This window comes from Emticicia aquatica, from assembly GCF_923079645.1.
Classification (GTDB): Bacteria; Bacteroidota; Bacteroidia; order Cytophagales; family Spirosomataceae; genus Emticicia; species Emticicia aquatica.
In genome coordinates, this window is the sequence record NZ_CAKLPY010000002.1 from 365,429 (window position 1) to 382,266 (window position 16,838).

The following is a 16,838-nucleotide window of genomic DNA, read 5'->3' on the forward strand; positions in this document are numbered from 1 at the left end:
ACAGTGATTTTCAGCAAAGATACAAGATAAAAAAGAGGTGAAAGCTTTTTTTTATTAATGAACAATTTATTTTATTTTTTGTTAGCTAAAAAAGGAACAATATAAAAAACAGTAATGATTGGCATAATTATAGGCACGAATCGCCACAATTCAGTTTCGAGAAAAGTCGGAATCTACTATCAAAATTTATTAAAAATACTAGGTCAAGAGAGTCAAATTATTGATTTGGCCGACCTTCCAGAAGATTTTACCTTCTCAGCTTTGTACCATAATTCGGGCAAAAATCAAGATTTCAATTCTTTTCAAAAAATTATTGATGAAACGCAAAAATTTGTCTTTATTGTACCTGAATATAACGGTTCGTTTCCTGGAGTTTTAAAAACTTTTTTTGATGGACTTCGTTATCCAGACAGTTTCAATAATAAAAAAGCGGCTCTAGTGGGTATTTCGGCGGGTGTTTTAGGAAATGCAGTCGGTTTGGGGCATCTCAACGATATTTTGAGTTATATGGGAACCGACGTACTCGGTTTGAGAATGAAATTAGGCAACATGAAGGCTCATTTTAATGGCGAAGAATTTACGTTTGATGTTTACCGCAATTTTATCGAAAAACAAGCAAAAGCTTTGGTAGCTTTTTGAAATAAAACATAAAAAATGCAAGCACCGCCACCGTGGACACTAAAAGGAAATGGCTACATTTTCATTTGCCATTTTCCGAAAGAATTCGTTAAAAAAAAAGGTTTTTTAGCTGATTATCAACAAAGTAGATTCAATGGGGATTTTGTTGGAACGGTGATGCTCGTAAATTATGAAACATCGGAAGTAGGACCTTACCAAGAATTATTGTTTGTTCCAGGAAGGTTAAATTTCGATAATAAAAAACTTTTTTCTATTTCAAAAATCTACGTTTCTAGCCAAGATAGCGTTTTGAATGGCCGTGAAAATTGGGGAATTCCGAAAGAATTGGCCGATTTTAAATTGTCTAAACCAAACGAAAAAGAATCAATCGTGGAAGTCAAGATTGAAGGAAAAACATTTTTTAAAGCACATTTACACAATCGTTCTTTTAGTTTTCCGATTACAACAAAATTCTTCCCGTTGAAACTTGCTCAAAAGCTTCGCAACGATTTGCTAATTACGAGTTCTCCAGCCAAAGGAAAAGCATCATTTGCCAAAATTCTTTCAATTGAAGTAGATAATACTTTTTTTCCTGATATTTCTCAAATAAAACCTTTAATGATTTTGGCAGTTCAAGATTTTGAAATGACTTTCCCTGAGCCAATTATTATGAAAAATTACTTTTGATTTTTCATTTGCTAAATCGTTAAAATTTGTTGTTCGTTTTCATCTGTTTTACAGCAAAATCAACCGCTCGAGCAGTGAGAGCCATATATGTCAAAGACGGGTTTTGAGTTGAAGTTGAAGTCATACAAGAGCCGTCTGTAACGAAAACATTCTGACAAGCGTGCAACTGATTCCATTTGTTTAACAACGAAGTTTTTGGGTCTTTTCCCATTCTTACACCACCCATTTCGTGGTTTTCATTACCAGGAAGCCGTTTTGTATCAATCGTTTGGATATTTTTAAATCCTGCTTCATGGTACATTTCCGAAAACTGCTCATGAAAATCTTTCAAAATTTTTTCATCATTTTCATCATAACCTATCGAAACCCGTAATTGTGGAATACCATATTTATCAACCAATTTTGTGTCTAACTTTACATGGCTGCTTTCTTTGGGAATCGTTTCGGCCATCATGCTTGAATTAATTCCCCATAAACCTAGTGAAGTATTGAGTAAGTTTTTTTTCAGGTTTTCGCCCAAATCATCTTTTTGCATTATATCCATTCGAGCAGCATTGAGCGTTGAAGCATAACCACGCAAAAAGTCAGTTTCTTGCTTGAAAACATTACGAAAACGTGGAATATAGCTACTATTTGGTCTTCGTCCGTCGGTTGTTGAATCCATAAAACCTTCATATTCAGCCGAAATTCTTCCACGATAGCTATGAAAGGCCATAAATTTTCCAAGTAAATCATTGTCATTTCCTAATCCATTAGGAAAACGGTTTGACGTAGAATTTAGTAAAATAAGATTTGTATTGAGTGGAGAAGCATTCAAAAAGATGATTTTGGCAAAATATTCGGTCATTTGGTGCGTATTCGTATCAATAACTCGCACGCCAGTAGCCTTATTTTTTTTATCATCAAAAATCACCGAATGCACCACCGAATGTGGACGCAAAGTCATTTTGCCCGTTTTTGCCGCCCATGGAATGGTAGAAGAATTACTACTATAATATCCGCCATATGGACAGCCACGCTCACAAATAGTTCGGTTTTGGCATTGTCCACGACCTTGTTTTAAGTGAATCGTTTTAAGCTCGGTCAAATGGGCCACTCTTCCAATAATTACATGGCGGTCGGGATATTTTTGAGCGATATTTTTTTTGAAATGTTTTTCTATACAAGACATCTCATGTGGAGGCAAAAACTCGCCATCAGGAAGCGTTATTAATCCATCTCGATTTCCAGAAATACCTACAAATTTCTCAACATGAGCATACCACGGAGCAATATCGGCATAACGAATAGGCCAATCAACAGCAAAACCGTCACGGGCAGGGCCTTCAAAATCGAAATCGCTCCAACGCTGAGTCATTCGTCCCCACAAAAGTGACCGACCGCCTACGTGATAAGCTCGAATCCAATCATACGGACGGTCCTGAATATATTCTTGTTCGGCATCTTTGGTTAGAAAATGAGCAGTAGCTTCACTAAAAATATAGTTTTTACTTGCAATTTGATATTCCTTTTTGATTTCAAGCGGCACTTGCCCACGATGTTCAAACTCCCACGGTTGCATCATCGTTGTTGGATAATCGGTTACGTGCTTCACATCACGCCCACGGTCAAGCACTAAAGTTCGTAAACCTTTCTCCGTCAATTCTTTAGCAGCCCAACCGCCACTGATACCTGTACCAACTACAATGGCATCAAAAGTGCGGGATTTTATATCGTCAATGTTTAGATTTGGCATTTTTATAGGGTTGAATTTATACAAATATACATCAGTAAAAGGCAAATAACTTAGTGCTATTTCAATAAATTATACTATTTTTTCAATATCGTTTTTATCAATTGCTTGAATTTAACGATAAGAAGTTTCTTCAATTCTTATTTTTCGGTTATATTCGCCCATATTCAAACCTTATACCATTATTTATTCATATCATTATCTTATGAAAAACAAGTATTTTGTTCCTTTCGTCTTGCTTACATCATTGTTCTTTCTGTGGGGTTTTGCCCATAATCTCAATCCAATTTTGATTCCACACCTCAAAAAAGCTTGTCAATTATCAGATTTTCAATCTTCTCTTATTGATAGTGCTTTTTTTGTAGCATATTTTGTGATGGCAATTCCTGCAGGAATGGTTATGAAAAAATATGGCTATAAAATCGGCATCATTGCGGGACTAATCACTTTTGCTATTGGTGCATTTTTGTTCATTCCTGCGGCAAATACTAGGGTTTTTGCATTTTTCTTGACTGCACTTTTCGTTATAGCCTCTGGTTTGACTTTTCTTGAAACTGCTGCAAATCCATACATGACAGTTTTGGGCGAACCCGAAGGAGCAACACAACGGCTCAATTTTGCACAGTCATTCAATGGTTTGGCAGCTTCCATTGCTCCAAAATTAGGTGGGATGTTCATTTTATCAGGTGTAACGCTTTCTGAAACAGAAATTGCAGGGATGTCGGCCGAGAAGCTAAATGCTTTTTTAGATAATGAGGCGGCGGCAGTAAAAATGCCTTATATCATCATTGGGATAATTGTACTTATTGTTGCAGCAATTTTATACAAAACTGATTTGCCAGAAGTAACAGACGATGGTCACGAAGTAAATATTTCGGGCGGTTCGAAAAGTATTTGGCGACATAAGCACCTTACTTGGGGTGTAATTACGCAGTTTTTTTATGTTGGAGCTCAAGTTTGCGTATCAAGTTTTTTTATTCGTTACTTATACCAAACAGCAAAAATTGACGAAAAATCTGCTGCAAATTATTTAGCAATCGCTCTTTTTTGTTTTATGATTGGGCGTTTTGTTGGTACATTTCTGATGAAATATATTAGTCCAAATAAGTTATTGGCATTATACGCTTTTTTCAATATTATTTTACTGATAATTGTTGTTTTAAATGGAGGAATGATGTCAGTTTATGGCTTGATTGGTGTTGAGTTCTTTATGTCAATCATGTTTCCAACCATATTTTCTTTAAGCGTACAGTCGCTTGGTGAAGAAACTAAATTAGGTTCTTCGTTGGTAATTATGTCGATTGTTGGCGGTGCTATTTTTCCTCCAATTTTGGGTAAAGTTTCAGATGCTAGCAATATCCAAACTGCTTATGTAGTTCCTTTAATTTGCTTTTTTGTGGTTCTTTATTTTGGTTTGAAAGGCTATAAAGTCAAACAAGCATAAATAAAAAAATAGGATTGATGAAAGTCTTATATTTCATCAATCCTAACCTTGTTCAATATTGTTTTACTCTTCTGATTTGTTTTTCAAACTCATCAACAATGAATATGCTCCTTTGATAACAAAAGTTTGATTATTCAAATTTTCGGTCTTAATGATTTCCGTTAATCCTTTTTCAGTATTCCCGATTTGAACTTCAACCATTTCAAATTGCGTTGCTGCTTTTTTTACGAAAACATAATATTTGTTTTCATATCTCACGATTGCATCTTCAGGCAAAACATACGATTTTGCATTCGTAATCGCAATTTCGGCGTTCATATAAGTTCCAGGAATCAATGCTTTGTCATACACTTCAAAATGACAGTGAACATCGGTGTTACGCTCTTCGCTTAGACTTTTTCCAATTAATAAAATTTCGCACGGATATTTTTTATCTGGATATGTATTGGTAAAAGCAACTACTTTTTGGCCAATACTAAGTTTATCCAAATCTTTTTCGAAAACCTTTAAAGCTAAATGAATATCGCTGGTATTGACAAGCTCAAACATTACGTCGGTTGGAGCAATAAATTTACCAATGTTTACATTTACTTTGCTCACATAACCATTGATTGGCGACGAAATATTGATGCTCTTTGATATTGTATTTTCATTGAGTTTCTCAGGATTGATTCCTGCTAATTTAAGTTTTTCAGCCAATGATTTCACTAAAATCTTTTGCGTTTTCAGCTCCATTTCAGCCTGTTGAAAAACTTTATCGCTACTTGCTTTGCTTTGATTAAGTTCTTTTTGGCGTTGATATTCATTTTCAAGAAAACCAATTTTTGATTGAATCGTCAAAAAATCTTGTTGCAACTGAATATATTGCTGGTCTTCAATGATGGCAATGCTTTCTCCTTTACGAACAAACATACCTGGCATTAAGTGAGTAGATTTCAAATAACCACCCAATGGCACACTTACCGAAATCAAATTTTGGGGTGGCACATCAACTTTTCCACTCACTTTCAAAATAGTTGAAAATGTTTTTTGTTCCAAGGCACCAGTCGTAATTCCGATACTTTGCACTTGTTTTTCGCTTAGATTAGTAATCGTACTTTCAATTACAGTTGAATCCGTGGTTTCTTCTGCCTTTTTTTTGCTACCACAAGCAGATATTAAAACGGTTAGAATAAGTATTGTAATTGCGTTAAACGCATTTGTTGATTTATCTATATTAACTAAATTTTTCATTCTTTAAAGTATGTTTATTGTTGGACAAAATATTATCGTGCGTCCAACTAACGTGATTAATAAATGGCGATTGACGCACAGCACAATCTGAGACTTTACAAATACTACATTGTTTTTTTGGAATACAGCCATCAACATGAATAAAAAACTCTACTTTGTTATCAAAATGTTGTTTAAATAATTCAGTTAATCTATCCAAAACTTCGTGAGCTTCATTGACATTGATGTAATATGGCACCGTCAAATGACAATCGATGTGATAAAATCCTGCATAATCAATGACACGCATATTATGTACGTCAATCCAATCAGTTTGGCGGTGTTCGTTCAAAATACCAACAATTTGTTCAATAATAGCACCATCCGCTTCATCCATAATTCCAGAAACGGATTTTCGGATAATTTTATAGCCTGTAAAAATAATTATACAAGCAAAAATGATAGCCACTACGCTATCAATCCAAGCATAACCCGTTATAATAATTAGACCTACACCAAGCAAAAGTCCAATAGACGAATATGTATCAGATTGCACATGTGAGCCACTTGCTATCAAAATTGGAGAATTTTCTTCACGCCCTTTTTTGATACAATAATAGCCAACCAAATAATTGGCAGCTCCAGTTAATGCAACCAAAGCCAAGCCAAAATCAAGCTGTTTTAACTCATGCGGATGAATAAAATTATTGATTCCTTCATAAATAATAATAAAACCTGCAATCGTTATTAAAGTGCCTTCAATGGCTGATGAAAGGAATTCTACCTTTCCGTGACCATAAGGGTGTTCTTTATCACGAGGTTTTGATGAAAGAATGATGCTATAAAGCCCGATAAAGCCTGCAATTACATTGACGCTACTTTCGAGTGCATCAGTCAAAATAGCTACTGAAGAAGTCAACCACCAAGCCACCAATTTGATTACAAACAAGGCTACGGAGACTGCTACCAAAATTTGTTGCATCCGAATCGGATTCACTTTTTTTTCTGTCATATCACTTATTTTTCTTTTCTCTATTTTTGTGAGAAAACATTAAAAATTCACCATATAATTAATCTGAATTGCACTTTCATTCAAATTTCTGATTGCTTCAATATAATCATTCCGAATGGTTGTTGCTTGATTGATTAAAGTTACCCATTCTAAATAATTAATGCTACCATTAACCAATTGTTGTTGGGCAGTTTCATTGATAAGCGTTGAGTTTTTGAGAGCAATTTTTTCAAAATATTCAACGGTTTGTTGAAACTTATTGAACTCAATTATTGCCGTTGAATAACTCGTATTTAGGTTTTGTAACCCAAGCGAATAATTAGTTTCTGCAACCAATTTACCAACTTTTTCGCTATTAATTTTTGCTTTCTGAGCTGCCGTAAAAATTGGAATTCCAAGGCCAACTTGCACCGATTGAAATCGGTAAAAACCACCATAATCTTTATTGTCTGCTCCTGTTCCTCTGATACTTCCGTTGTTATAATTGAAAGATAAAGTTGGCAATAATTTCTTTTTTTCTACTTCAATCATAGCATCGGCAATCTGTTGTTGTTGGCTCAAAAACTTCATCGTCGGATGCTCCTTTAAAGCTTCAATATCAGCTTTACTATTTAAAGTCATTTTCAACGACTTTTCTGAAGGCACAAATGCAGTTGACGAATTTAGTAAATATTGGAAATGTAATTGTTGGGCTTCAAAATCTTGTTTGAGTTGATTCAACTGCACTTTGATTTGTCCAAGTTGATTTTCGGCAGTAACTTTTTCTAAAATATTACTTTCGCCTTTTGCCAAACGCAACTCTGCACGGTTATAAAATGTAGTGTATAAACTATCTGCAAATTGCAAAAGTTGGCTTTTTTGTTGTAAATACAATAAGTGATAAAAAGTCTGCGTAACTTGTTTTTTGAGCATTTGTTCATTCATTGCTACATTCAGTTCACTACTTTTCCAATACTCATTGTACAAGTTTTTTTGACTTTCATAAACTTTTGGAAAACTAAATGACTGCCCCAAACCGAACCGAGTATCTGCATAAATACTATTGATTTGACCAACTTCAGCCGATACATTGGCAGAAGGAAGCATTTTAGCTGTATTTATTAGGCTTTTTTGGTAATCAGCTCGAAGTTTTTCATGCTTAATTGAAAGATTATTTTTGAGGGCAACATCAATCGCTGATTGCAATGTGATTGGCGTTTGAGCATTCGATGATGAGGCAATTGCTAGAAAGACTACAATAGTAAGGGCTTTTTGTGAAATTTTCTTCGTACTTCCTTCAAAAACCATGTACAGGATTGGTAAAACGAAAAGAGTCAAAAATGTTGCAATGAGCAGTCCACCAATAACGACAGTTGCCAATGGGCGTTGTACTTCTGCTCCTGCACCGTTGCTGAGTGCCATTGGTAAAAAACCTAATGAAGCCACAAAAGCAGTCATTAAAACTGGACGCAAACGCACTTTTGTTCCGAGTAAAACTATGTTTTTAAGGTCAGTTATTCCATCTAGTTTCAGTCGATTGAACTCGGCAATTAATACGATTCCATTCAAAACTGCCACACCAAATAAAGCAATAAAACCAACGCCTGCACTAATACTGAAAGGTAAACCACGCATGGCTAAAAAGAATATTCCGCCAATAGCTGACAATGGAATGGCCGAATAAATGAGTAATCCGTGCTTGATTGACCCAAACGCAAAAAATAACAACAAAAATATCAAAATCAACGAAACTGGTACGGCAATCATCAGTCTTTGTTTGGCAGCATTTAAGTTTTCAAACGCTCCTCCATAAGTTACATAATAACCTGTTGGGAATTTTATTTTTTTGTCAACTTTCGACTGAAGTTCATTCACAATAGTTTGTACATCTCGACCTCTTACATTAAAACCAACAACAATTCTTCGTTTGGCATCTTCTCTTTGGATTTGGTTTGGTCCATCTTTTATTGCAACATCGGCCAATTGCGATAGTGGAATTTGCGTGCCATTCGGCGTTGGAATAAGCAAGTTTTGAATATCTTGAATATCTTTTTTCTGTTCACCAGCTAATCTTACAACTAAGTCAAACCGTTTTTCTCCTTCAAAAACCATCCCTGTACTTTGTCCTGCCAAAGCCGTATTCACTACTCTATTAATGTCCGAAATACTTAAATTATATTGAGCAATGACATCTCTTTTGTAAGCAATAATTATTTGAGGCATTCCAGAAACAGTTTCAACATAAAGGTTTTTTGCACCTTCAACAGTATTAATAATTTCGCCTAAATGATGAGCATATTTTGTGAGTGTGTCCAAATCTTCTCCAAATATTTTGCAAACAACATCTTGCCTTGCTCCTGTCATTAACTCATTGAATCGCATCTGAACTGGGTATTGAAAACCCACTGTCACACCTGGTACCTCTTCAAGTGCTTTAGTCATTTTTTCGGCCAATTCGTTAAATGTCGTTGCTGAAGTCCATTCACTTTTATCTTTCAAAATTACCATCATATCGCTGGCTTCCATTGGCATTGGGTCTGTTGGAACTTCTCCACTACCAATTTTCGTAACGATTTTTTCAACTTCAGGAAATCTTGTTTTCAAGATATGAGCTGTTTTTTGTGTATTTTCAACAGTAGTTTTTATGCTACTTCCTGTCAAAACCCTTGTATCAACTGCAAAATCGCCTTCTTCTAAAGCAGGAATAAATTCGCCGCCAAGCGTGGTTAGAATGAAAACTGCTATCACAAAAAGTATAATTGTTGTCGATAAAACTACTTTTGGAAAACCTATAACTTTATTCAAAGCAGATTGATAGCCTTTCTCTATTTTTGCCATTAATCTATCCGAGATATTGGGTTCGTGTTTAGTATTTTTACTCAAAAAAACTGCACTCATCATCGGAATATACGTAAGTGATAAAATGAACGCTCCCAATAAGGCAAATGCAACAGTTTGAGCCATTGGTTTGAACATTTTGCCTTCAATGCCTTGTAAAGTGAAAATCGGCAAGTAAACAACCAAGATAATGATTTGACCAAAAACCGCACTATTCATCATTTTTCCTGCCGACTTATTCGTAATTTCGTCCATTTCTACTTGTGTATATCTTGTATGTCCGTTGATGTGTTTTCCTGCCAAAACATGCATAACGGCCTCCACGATAATTACGGCTCCATCTACAATTAAGCCAAAATCCAATGCTCCTAAACTCATCAAATTTCCGCTTACACCGAATAAATTCATCATAATAATGGCAAAAAGCATCGCTAAAGGAATCACTGAAGCAACCAAGATTCCTGCACGGAAATTTCCAAGAAACAGCACCAGCACAAAAATCACAATTAAAGCTCCTTCTAAGAGATTTTTCTCTACCGTTCCGATAGCATTATTTACCATTTTAGTTCGGTCAAGAAACGGTTCAATTACTACACCTTCAGGTAAAGTTTTCTGAATCTGGGCAACACGTTCTTTCACATTCTTTATCACTTCGCTGCTATTTGCTCCTTTGAGCATCATCACAACCGCTCCTGATACTTCGCCTTTATCGTTGTACGTCATCGCTCCATAACGAGTAGCATGACCAATTTTTATTTCGGCCACATCACGAATAAACAAAGGTGTGCCACCATTTAGACTTTTAATGGCAATATTTTTAATATCGTCTGTGTTTCCGATTAAACCTTCACTTCTAATAAATAAGGCGGTTGAGCCTTTTTCGATATACGCTCCGCCAGTATTTTGATTATTACTTTCTAAAGCTTTGAAAACATCGCTGATGGTGATTCCGCTTGACTGAAGTTTGTGAGGGTCGATTTCGATGGAATATTGTTTAAGTTTTCCACCAAAACTACTTACTTCAGCCACGCCTTTTACGCCCAAAAGCTGCCGACGAACTATCCAATCTTGAATGGTTCTGAGTTCGGTTTCATCATATTTTGCTTCATAACCTTCTTTCGGGCGAACAACGTATTGATAAATTTCGCCCAAACCAGTTGAAACTGGGCCAAGTTCGGGTACACCAATGCCCGCAGGAATCTGTGATTGTACTTGTTGAAGGCGTTCGGCAACCTGCTGCCTTGCCCAGTAAATATCGGTTGCGTCATCAAAAACGATGGTTACTAACGAAAGACCAAAACGAGAAAAACTTCTAATTTCATGCAGTCCATAAATATTATTATTTGCTTGTTCGATAGGAAAAGTTACAAGTCGCTCAATGTCAGTTGCTCCAAAAGAAGGAGCTATCGTAATAACCTGTACTTGATTATTTGTAATGTCAGGTACGGCATCAATCGGTAATTTGGTAACTTCATAGCTACCATAGCCAATAAGAGCAACAGTAAATAGCCCAATGATGAGTTTGTTTTTGATAGCAAACTCAATAATTGAATTTAACATGATTTTATTAATTAATGATTCATATTCATAGTTTGTGAGGCACAGACTACTACAATTAATTTATAGTAAAGCACTTAGAAACAGCATATATTTCTAAATGTATAATCTTTATAATTAGTGAGTTAGAATCTTGGCGGTTGCCAAATTGTAGAAAGATAAGCCGAGATAATATTGGCTGACGCAGAGAAAAGTATATTTTTCTTCTCTATAATAACTGTTTGAATTTGAGAAAGTTGAATCGTGTGAAAAATACTTATCGGAAACACAAATGACCAACATTGGTCGTGTGATTTGAAAGGAAGTTTGTTATCCGTTGCGGCATCGCCATCATCGCCATGGTCAATAGCGTAATGGTGGTACAAAAACTCTCCAAATGTCATTAATGGATTACTTTGTTGATGTTCAACAAAGTGTGAAAACAGCAAAGGCATCTTCAGCAATTGATTTAGTTCAGTTGCTGAAAACAAGTAGATAATTATCAAAATTTTTGAAATAGATGCTTTCACAAAGTAAAGGTACGCATTTTCTAATAAAAGTCATCGTAAAATCTATTTTTAAGGCTTATTTATAATGATTTTAAGAAAACATCAATCTTTAGCTTTATTATCTTTTACAATCAAGAAAAAATCATTTTCTAATTCAAGATAACCAAATTCATAGACAAAATAATAAGTCGAGCCTTTTTGAGTTTTACGAATATTGGTCATAAGTCCAAAATCAAAACCACGTTCGATGAGAGCATTACGTGTTGTTTTACTTTTGTCGTCGCGGCAGAGTTCTTCTAAAATTTTACGATTTCGACGAAGGGCATTATTAGTATTTCGGACGAAATTATTAGCATCCGAATTTGCTTTATTGTTAAAGGCATTGCGACACAAGTCCGAGCAGAATTTTTTATCTGACCGCCCTAAAATAGGTTCGTTACATTCTAAACAGGTTTTTGAGTTCATCTTGATCTTGATTCTATTGTATTCAATTTGAGGAAATTGAAGGACGTATGACTGCTTATAGTAATACAAACTTTGTTTTTAAACTTTCTTCGTCATTAATTTCAGCAATTCTTTTATCTATAAATTTCTCAAATTCTTTCATTGTTAATGTGGATTTAGTTTAATACTTCAAATTTACAAAAACCTTTATCCATTTACAAACGGTTACAAACACTTTTATTCATCTGTAAATGACTAGTAACCGACTAATTTTTTCCCAAAACCGCAACTTTGCATTGTCAATCGGAAACAAAGTATGATTGGCTCAATCAAAATTAACAATCATATAAACGTACAAACACAATGAACTCAGTAAAATTAATCGGAAACGTAGGTAGCGAAGTAAATGTATTAAGCTTCGAAAATGGCAAAAAAGCTTCTTTCAGTCTTGCCACTAATGAAACTTATACCAACAAAAAAAATGAAGAAGTAAAAAATACAACTTGGCATAATGTGGTGGCTTGGGGAAAAGTTGCCGAAATATGTGCTGATTTGGTCAGCAAGGGCAAATTAGTAACTATCGAAGGGAAGCTCAATTATAGAAATTATGTAAACAAAGAAAGCAAAATAGTTTATGTTACTGAAATTATCGCATATAAAGTAACAGAGGCTGAAGCAAAGTAAAACCTAAGTTCAAAAGATAATATTTCTGAATCTCCGCAACTTTCAAATAAGTGCAAAAAAGAAGTCGTCCTGATTAAACAAGACGACTCTTTTTGTTTTTTGGAGTACTGAGCATTAATTCATTTGTAATATTTTTATTTCAGTGCGTCGGTTTTGAGCGTGCTGCTCTTCGGTACATTCAACGCCATCAACACAGCCGTTAACTGGCATTGTTTCACCATAACCTGCAAACTCCACACGACTGCGGCTGATACCTCTTTTGAACAAATATCCTGCTGAAATTTTTGCACGTCCTTCAGAGATTTTTTGATTAAAATCGGCTTCCGAACGACTATCAGTATGAGCTCTTAATTCGATTCTCATTTTTGGATATTTACGCATCATCGACACTAATTTATCTAATTCAGCACGTGCGTCCGAACGGAGATTACATTTTCCATAATCAAAATAAATGTTGTCAACTTGTACGATGTCACCCGTACCGAACATATATACATCGGCTGTTACGCCACCTTTTTTACAATTCAGTTTACGAATACGTTTGCCTTTTGAGCCAAGATTATCTTTAGAGCCTTCAACTGTATAATCACATCCTTCCATTACGATAAATTCATAATTTCCAGTTGCGTCCGTATAAGCAGTTTGGGTCGAGCCGTCGCATTCGCTACGTAATGTTACAAGAACGCCATCAACTGCTTGTTTTGTACCTTGCGACATAACACGGCCACGTATTGTACAAGTATTTCCAGTAAGTGTTGTTCCTGAAGTACCATTTTTGCCATTTGTTGTGCTACCTTGTTGACCTTGCGTTGTTGTTTCGCCAGCATAACCATTCTGAGCATTTGGTGTATTTTTTGTACTATTCGTGCCATTTGCACCATTTTGAGCTAATCCAGTCGAATCTACTGCTGGTTTTGGTCGGCTCATTGGAATTTCTAGTCGAGAAGCCTCATTTTCACAATCTTTGGTTGAAAAACTAACCGTATTTGCTCCGTAGCCATCACGTGTTGCACGAAACGCAAAATCGACATCTTGGTCTAAGCCTTCTAGTTTTACGCTTCCATCAGCGTCACTCATTTTTTCTTTGATATTTCCATCTTTGTCTTCATAAACAACTTTGGCATTATCTAAAGGCATTTTTGTTTCAGCATCATAAATAGCGATAATTAAATCACAACCCTCTTTGAGTTCGCACTCCCTATCAAATTTATAAATATCATCATCTGCCCCTCCACGCTTACGGTTTGAGCTAAAATAACCTGCTTTTCGAAGAGCATCTGTCACAATTCCGAAATCATCTTTACTTGAATTTACTGGAGCTCCAAGGTTAATCACTCGTCCTTTTGAGGTTGTTCCATCCAATTGCACGAAGAAAATATCTAAATCACCTAAACCAGCATGGCCATCTGATGAGAAATAAAGGTTTCCTTTTTCATCAACAAATGGAAACATTTCATTTCCTTTTGAATTAACAGTTTTACCCAAGTTTATTGGAGCAGACCAACTTCCACCATCGTTTCGAGAAACATAAATATCAGTTCCACCGAAACCTCCAGGCATATCAGAAGCAAAAAAAAGGAGTTTTTCATCTGCCGAAAGAGCTGGATGCCCAGTTGAATATTCATCGCTGTTGAAAGGAAGTTCTTTAATATTTTTCCAACTATCTTTTGAAGCTTCTCCGATGTAGAGTTTCAATTTATTTATACCATCAGAACTGCGGCGGGCTTTTCCATTATTAAAGTTATTACGAGTAAAAATAACTTTTGAACCATCTTTAAAAAACGCTGCCGGACCTTCGTGGTATTTTGAGTTGATTGAGCCTCCAAATCTTTCAGATTCTGTAACTGGTCGGTCGCCATAGCCTAATCCTGCCATTGCAGTTATACCACCATAAGTTCCGATTGTTCGGGTATCATTGGCGGTTGGAGCAGTATATTCATCCGAGCCGAGCGTACCACTTTTAGAACTTCTTTTACGACGGTCTTTTATATCACCCGAACCACTTCCTAAACCAGCGGCTTGTCCACCGATTGCAGAAATATCATCCAAGAAAAATAAGTCAAGAAAAGGGGTTTCGTTCCAATTAAATACACGACGAACACCAACGGTATTATGGCGATTGGACACGAAAACCATACCATTTTTGTAGTAGGCGGGAGCGAAATCGGCCGCATTAGTATTGATGGAAAGATAGTCAACTTTATAACAATTAGCATTTTTTGATAAAACGCTTACATCATTATAAAGTTTTGAAAAACCTTTTCCACGAGGGTCATCTTCTACCTTTCGAGTATATTTATCATACATCTCTTGTGCTTCACGGTATTTGCCATTACTAGCCAATACTTGAGCATATTTAAGACATAAGTTAATATTTTCAGCCGCTACATCACCACTAGCGTTGATGATTTCGCTGTAAACTCGTTCGGCATTTTGAGTGTCTTTAATCTTTGCGTAGCTATCGCCTAATTTTATTTTAGCTGCTAACTTTTGTTGTTCAGTAAGACCTTTTTTCTTCAATGCAGCTTCAAATGCATCAATGGCCTTCACATAGCTTAGACTTTCATAGTGATGCTCACCAGTTTTTAGTAAGGCTTCTTGAGCCTTTACGCTACCGCCGAGCAAGGCTGCTACAACCAAAGCTCCAATAATTTTTTTCCTGACAATCATTTTGGTATAATTTAAAATTCACTCAGAATTTATAAATCTTAATTCTTATTTAGTACTGTGATGTATGAAACACCGGTATTGAGACACAAGAATTTCGTTATCAAAAAATAAATTTCAATACGTTTTTCTTGTGAGTAATTCAGAACAAACTTCGTTCCACAAAAAGATAATGATAGCTAATAAAATTAGAAATATCTTGGTGTAAGTATTTTGTTTTTTCCGTAACCAAATTCGTAACGAAGCATTAGCTCATGCGTTGGAATTCCAAAAATACGATTTGAAAGTGCTTTTGAGTCATCATTCAACTTATTGGTTGTGAAATCGTAAGCGTAGCCAATTTTCATTTGAGGTGTAAGTTGTAACTCTAGCATACCAATTGCGGCATCAAATGGGTTTGATTGGCTAAAACTTTGGAATTGCGAAATTCTACCTGAAATACCAAATGAGATTTTATCTTTAATCCAAAAGTTAATATTTCCATCAACACCTAGTGGAGCTCCTTGTGTGTAGCGTAGCATGGTAGAAGGTTTGATTTTGAAAGAACCTTTTCCAATAACGAAGCCCATCATTGCGAAGAAATGTCGTTTAGTTCTACCAACGCTTACTTTACCTGTTGAATCAGAAACATTGTAGTTGAATAGCGAATTTTGCATGATTTGTGGGCAAGAAATACCCAAATAGCTTTTATCATTGCTCAAGTAAATTCCACCGCCAAAGTTTGGAAGAATGGCATTTCGGTCACTTCCACCTAAAAATACATTATCGTTAGGGTCAGTTAGATTACTTACTTGAGAAAGCATCCAACGCACGTTTGTTGCACCACCCTGCACTCCAAATGACAATGTTGAACGAGGGCCAACCTTCACACGGTAAGAATAAGTGAGATGAATACCAGTATTTTTGGCAAGTCCTATTTCGTCGTAAGTAGCTTGGAGGCCAATGCCCATTTTTTCATTACTGATGGGCATATCCATTGAAAACGTAAATGTTTTTGGGGCACCAGGAACACCTACCCACTGATAGCGACCAAGGGCGGTCATGCTCAATACATCACGGCTTCCTGCATAGGCTGGGTTGATAGCAAGCGTATTAAACATGTACTGGGAAAACATCGCTTCTTGTTGAGCGAACGTTTGGTAGCTTACTGATAATGCTCCAACGAGCAAAAGTGTGGCAAGCCTACTTTTCAGGTTTGTAAAGTTTTTCATTTTTTACCAAATTAAATAGTAAAGATACAATGCTTTCAGGGAATACATTCAATGGTTTGACGTATCCGTTTAATTATTTTTTACTCAATAGTGCAACAAAGTTACATCAAGATTTTGAAATGTCAATATTTATTTATCGAGAAGACATTTCTCTTCATTACAGTTGATTATCAATTAGTTATACTTTAAATAAATCTCAACTTTTAACTCTGTTTGTAACATCTTCCCGAAAAACATCCGTTGACTGAAAAGTACTTCGGGAAGA

The 16,838-nt window shown here is 35.7% G+C and carries 12 protein-coding genes; 4 read left to right on the forward strand and 8 right to left on the reverse strand.

The window, feature by feature from the left end:
• The first annotated feature begins 114 nt into the window (after positions 1 to 114).
• Positions 115 to 639, forward strand: a complete 525-nt coding sequence (locus tag MJQ71_RS11270) for an NADPH-dependent FMN reductase (RefSeq protein ID WP_238806719.1) — start codon at positions 115 to 117, stop codon at positions 637 to 639.
• Between the two features lie 15 nt (positions 640 to 654).
• Entirely contained in the window at positions 655 to 1,305 is a 651-nt protein-coding gene (locus MJQ71_RS11275) for an acetoacetate decarboxylase family protein (RefSeq protein ID WP_238806720.1), read from the forward strand.
• A 19-nt stretch (positions 1,306 to 1,324) separates the two neighbouring features.
• On the opposite strand, the gene MJQ71_RS11280 is transcribed toward MJQ71_RS11275, so the two are convergent.
• Complete coding sequence (locus MJQ71_RS11280; protein WP_238806721.1) at positions 1,325 to 3,040, reverse strand: GMC oxidoreductase; 1,716 nt, start codon at positions 3,038 to 3,040, stop codon at positions 1,325 to 1,327.
• 202 nt (positions 3,041 to 3,242) lie between these two features.
• Here MJQ71_RS11280 and fucP point away from each other — a divergent pair, with 202 nt between their 5' ends.
• On the forward strand, positions 3,243 to 4,481 hold the full coding sequence (fucP, locus tag MJQ71_RS11285) for an L-fucose:H+ symporter permease (protein ID WP_238806722.1): 1,239 nt from the start codon (positions 3,243 to 3,245) through the stop codon (positions 4,479 to 4,481).
• Positions 4,482 to 4,544: 63 nt separating this feature from the next.
• Here the strand turns inward: fucP and MJQ71_RS11290 are convergent, their stop codons facing one another.
• The 5 genes from MJQ71_RS11290 to MJQ71_RS11310 all read right to left on the reverse strand — a co-directional run bounded on the left by MJQ71_RS11290 (position 4,545) and on the right by MJQ71_RS11310 (position 12,032).
• The gene (locus MJQ71_RS11290) at positions 4,545 to 5,714 is read right to left on the reverse strand and encodes an efflux RND transporter periplasmic adaptor subunit (protein ID WP_238806723.1); all 1,170 of its coding nucleotides are present in this window, start codon (positions 5,712 to 5,714) and stop codon (positions 4,545 to 4,547) included.
• The gene (locus MJQ71_RS11295; RefSeq protein ID WP_238806724.1) at positions 5,698 to 6,705 is read right to left on the reverse strand and encodes a cation diffusion facilitator family transporter; all 1,008 of its coding nucleotides are present in this window, start codon (positions 6,703 to 6,705) and stop codon (positions 5,698 to 5,700) included. The genes MJQ71_RS11290 and MJQ71_RS11295 overlap by 17 nt, the downstream gene beginning before the upstream one ends.
• Before the next feature lie 39 nt (positions 6,706 to 6,744).
• The gene (locus MJQ71_RS11300) at positions 6,745 to 11,082 is read right to left on the reverse strand and encodes a CusA/CzcA family heavy metal efflux RND transporter (protein WP_238806725.1); all 4,338 of its coding nucleotides are present in this window, start codon (positions 11,080 to 11,082) and stop codon (positions 6,745 to 6,747) included.
• 122 nt (positions 11,083 to 11,204) lie between these two features.
• Positions 11,205 to 11,564: a hypothetical protein gene (locus MJQ71_RS11305; RefSeq protein WP_238806726.1), complete on the reverse strand. Its 360-nt coding sequence runs from the start codon at positions 11,562 to 11,564 to the stop codon at positions 11,205 to 11,207.
• A 105-nt stretch (positions 11,565 to 11,669) separates the two neighbouring features.
• Positions 11,670 to 12,032, reverse strand: a complete 363-nt coding sequence (locus tag MJQ71_RS11310) for a hypothetical protein (protein WP_238806727.1) — start codon at positions 12,030 to 12,032, stop codon at positions 11,670 to 11,672.
• 342 nt (positions 12,033 to 12,374) lie between these two features.
• On the opposite strand from MJQ71_RS11310, the gene MJQ71_RS11315 reads away from it, so the two are divergent.
• On the forward strand, positions 12,375 to 12,695 hold the full coding sequence (locus MJQ71_RS11315; protein WP_238806728.1) for a single-stranded DNA-binding protein: 321 nt from the start codon (positions 12,375 to 12,377) through the stop codon (positions 12,693 to 12,695).
• 114 nt (positions 12,696 to 12,809) lie between these two features.
• Here MJQ71_RS11315 and MJQ71_RS11320 read toward each other — a convergent pair whose 3' ends face one another.
• Positions 12,810 to 15,365 (reverse strand): OmpA family protein, encoded by a 2,556-nt coding sequence (locus MJQ71_RS11320; protein ID WP_238806729.1) that lies wholly within the window; start codon positions 15,363 to 15,365, stop codon positions 12,810 to 12,812.
• A 185-nt stretch (positions 15,366 to 15,550) separates the two neighbouring features.
• Positions 15,551 to 16,573, reverse strand: a complete 1,023-nt coding sequence (locus MJQ71_RS11325; RefSeq protein ID WP_238806730.1) for a PorP/SprF family type IX secretion system membrane protein — start codon at positions 16,571 to 16,573, stop codon at positions 15,551 to 15,553.
• Between the last annotated feature and the right edge of the window lie 265 nt (positions 16,574 to 16,838).

Bases quoted from the DNA above. Each gene is read 5' to 3' on its own strand.
- MJQ71_RS11315 (WP_238806728.1), top strand. From the start codon at position 12,375: ATGAACTCAGTAAAATTAATCGGAAACGTAGGTAGCGAAGTAAATGTA.
- MJQ71_RS11325 (WP_238806730.1), bottom strand. From the start codon at position 16,573: ATGAAAAACTTTACAAACCTGAAAAGTAGGCTTGCCACACTTTTGCTC.
- MJQ71_RS11320 (WP_238806729.1), bottom strand. From the start codon at position 15,365: ATGATTGTCAGGAAAAAAATTATTGGAGCTTTGGTTGTAGCAGCCTTG.
- MJQ71_RS11280 (WP_238806721.1), bottom strand. From the start codon at position 3,040: ATGCCAAATCTAAACATTGACGATATAAAATCCCGCACTTTTGATGCC.
- MJQ71_RS11300 (WP_238806725.1), bottom strand. From the start codon at position 11,082: ATGTTAAATTCAATTATTGAGTTTGCTATCAAAAACAAACTCATCATT.
- MJQ71_RS11295 (WP_238806724.1), bottom strand. From the start codon at position 6,705: ATGACAGAAAAAAAAGTGAATCCGATTCGGATGCAACAAATTTTGGTA.
- fucP (WP_238806722.1), top strand. From the start codon at position 3,243: ATGAAAAACAAGTATTTTGTTCCTTTCGTCTTGCTTACATCATTGTTC.
- MJQ71_RS11310 (WP_238806727.1), bottom strand. From the start codon at position 12,032: ATGAACTCAAAAACCTGTTTAGAATGTAACGAACCTATTTTAGGGCGG.
- MJQ71_RS11270 (WP_238806719.1), top strand. From the start codon at position 115: ATGATTGGCATAATTATAGGCACGAATCGCCACAATTCAGTTTCGAGA.
- MJQ71_RS11290 (WP_238806723.1), bottom strand. From the start codon at position 5,714: ATGAAAAATTTAGTTAATATAGATAAATCAACAAATGCGTTTAACGCA.
- MJQ71_RS11275 (WP_238806720.1), top strand. From the start codon at position 655: ATGCAAGCACCGCCACCGTGGACACTAAAAGGAAATGGCTACATTTTC.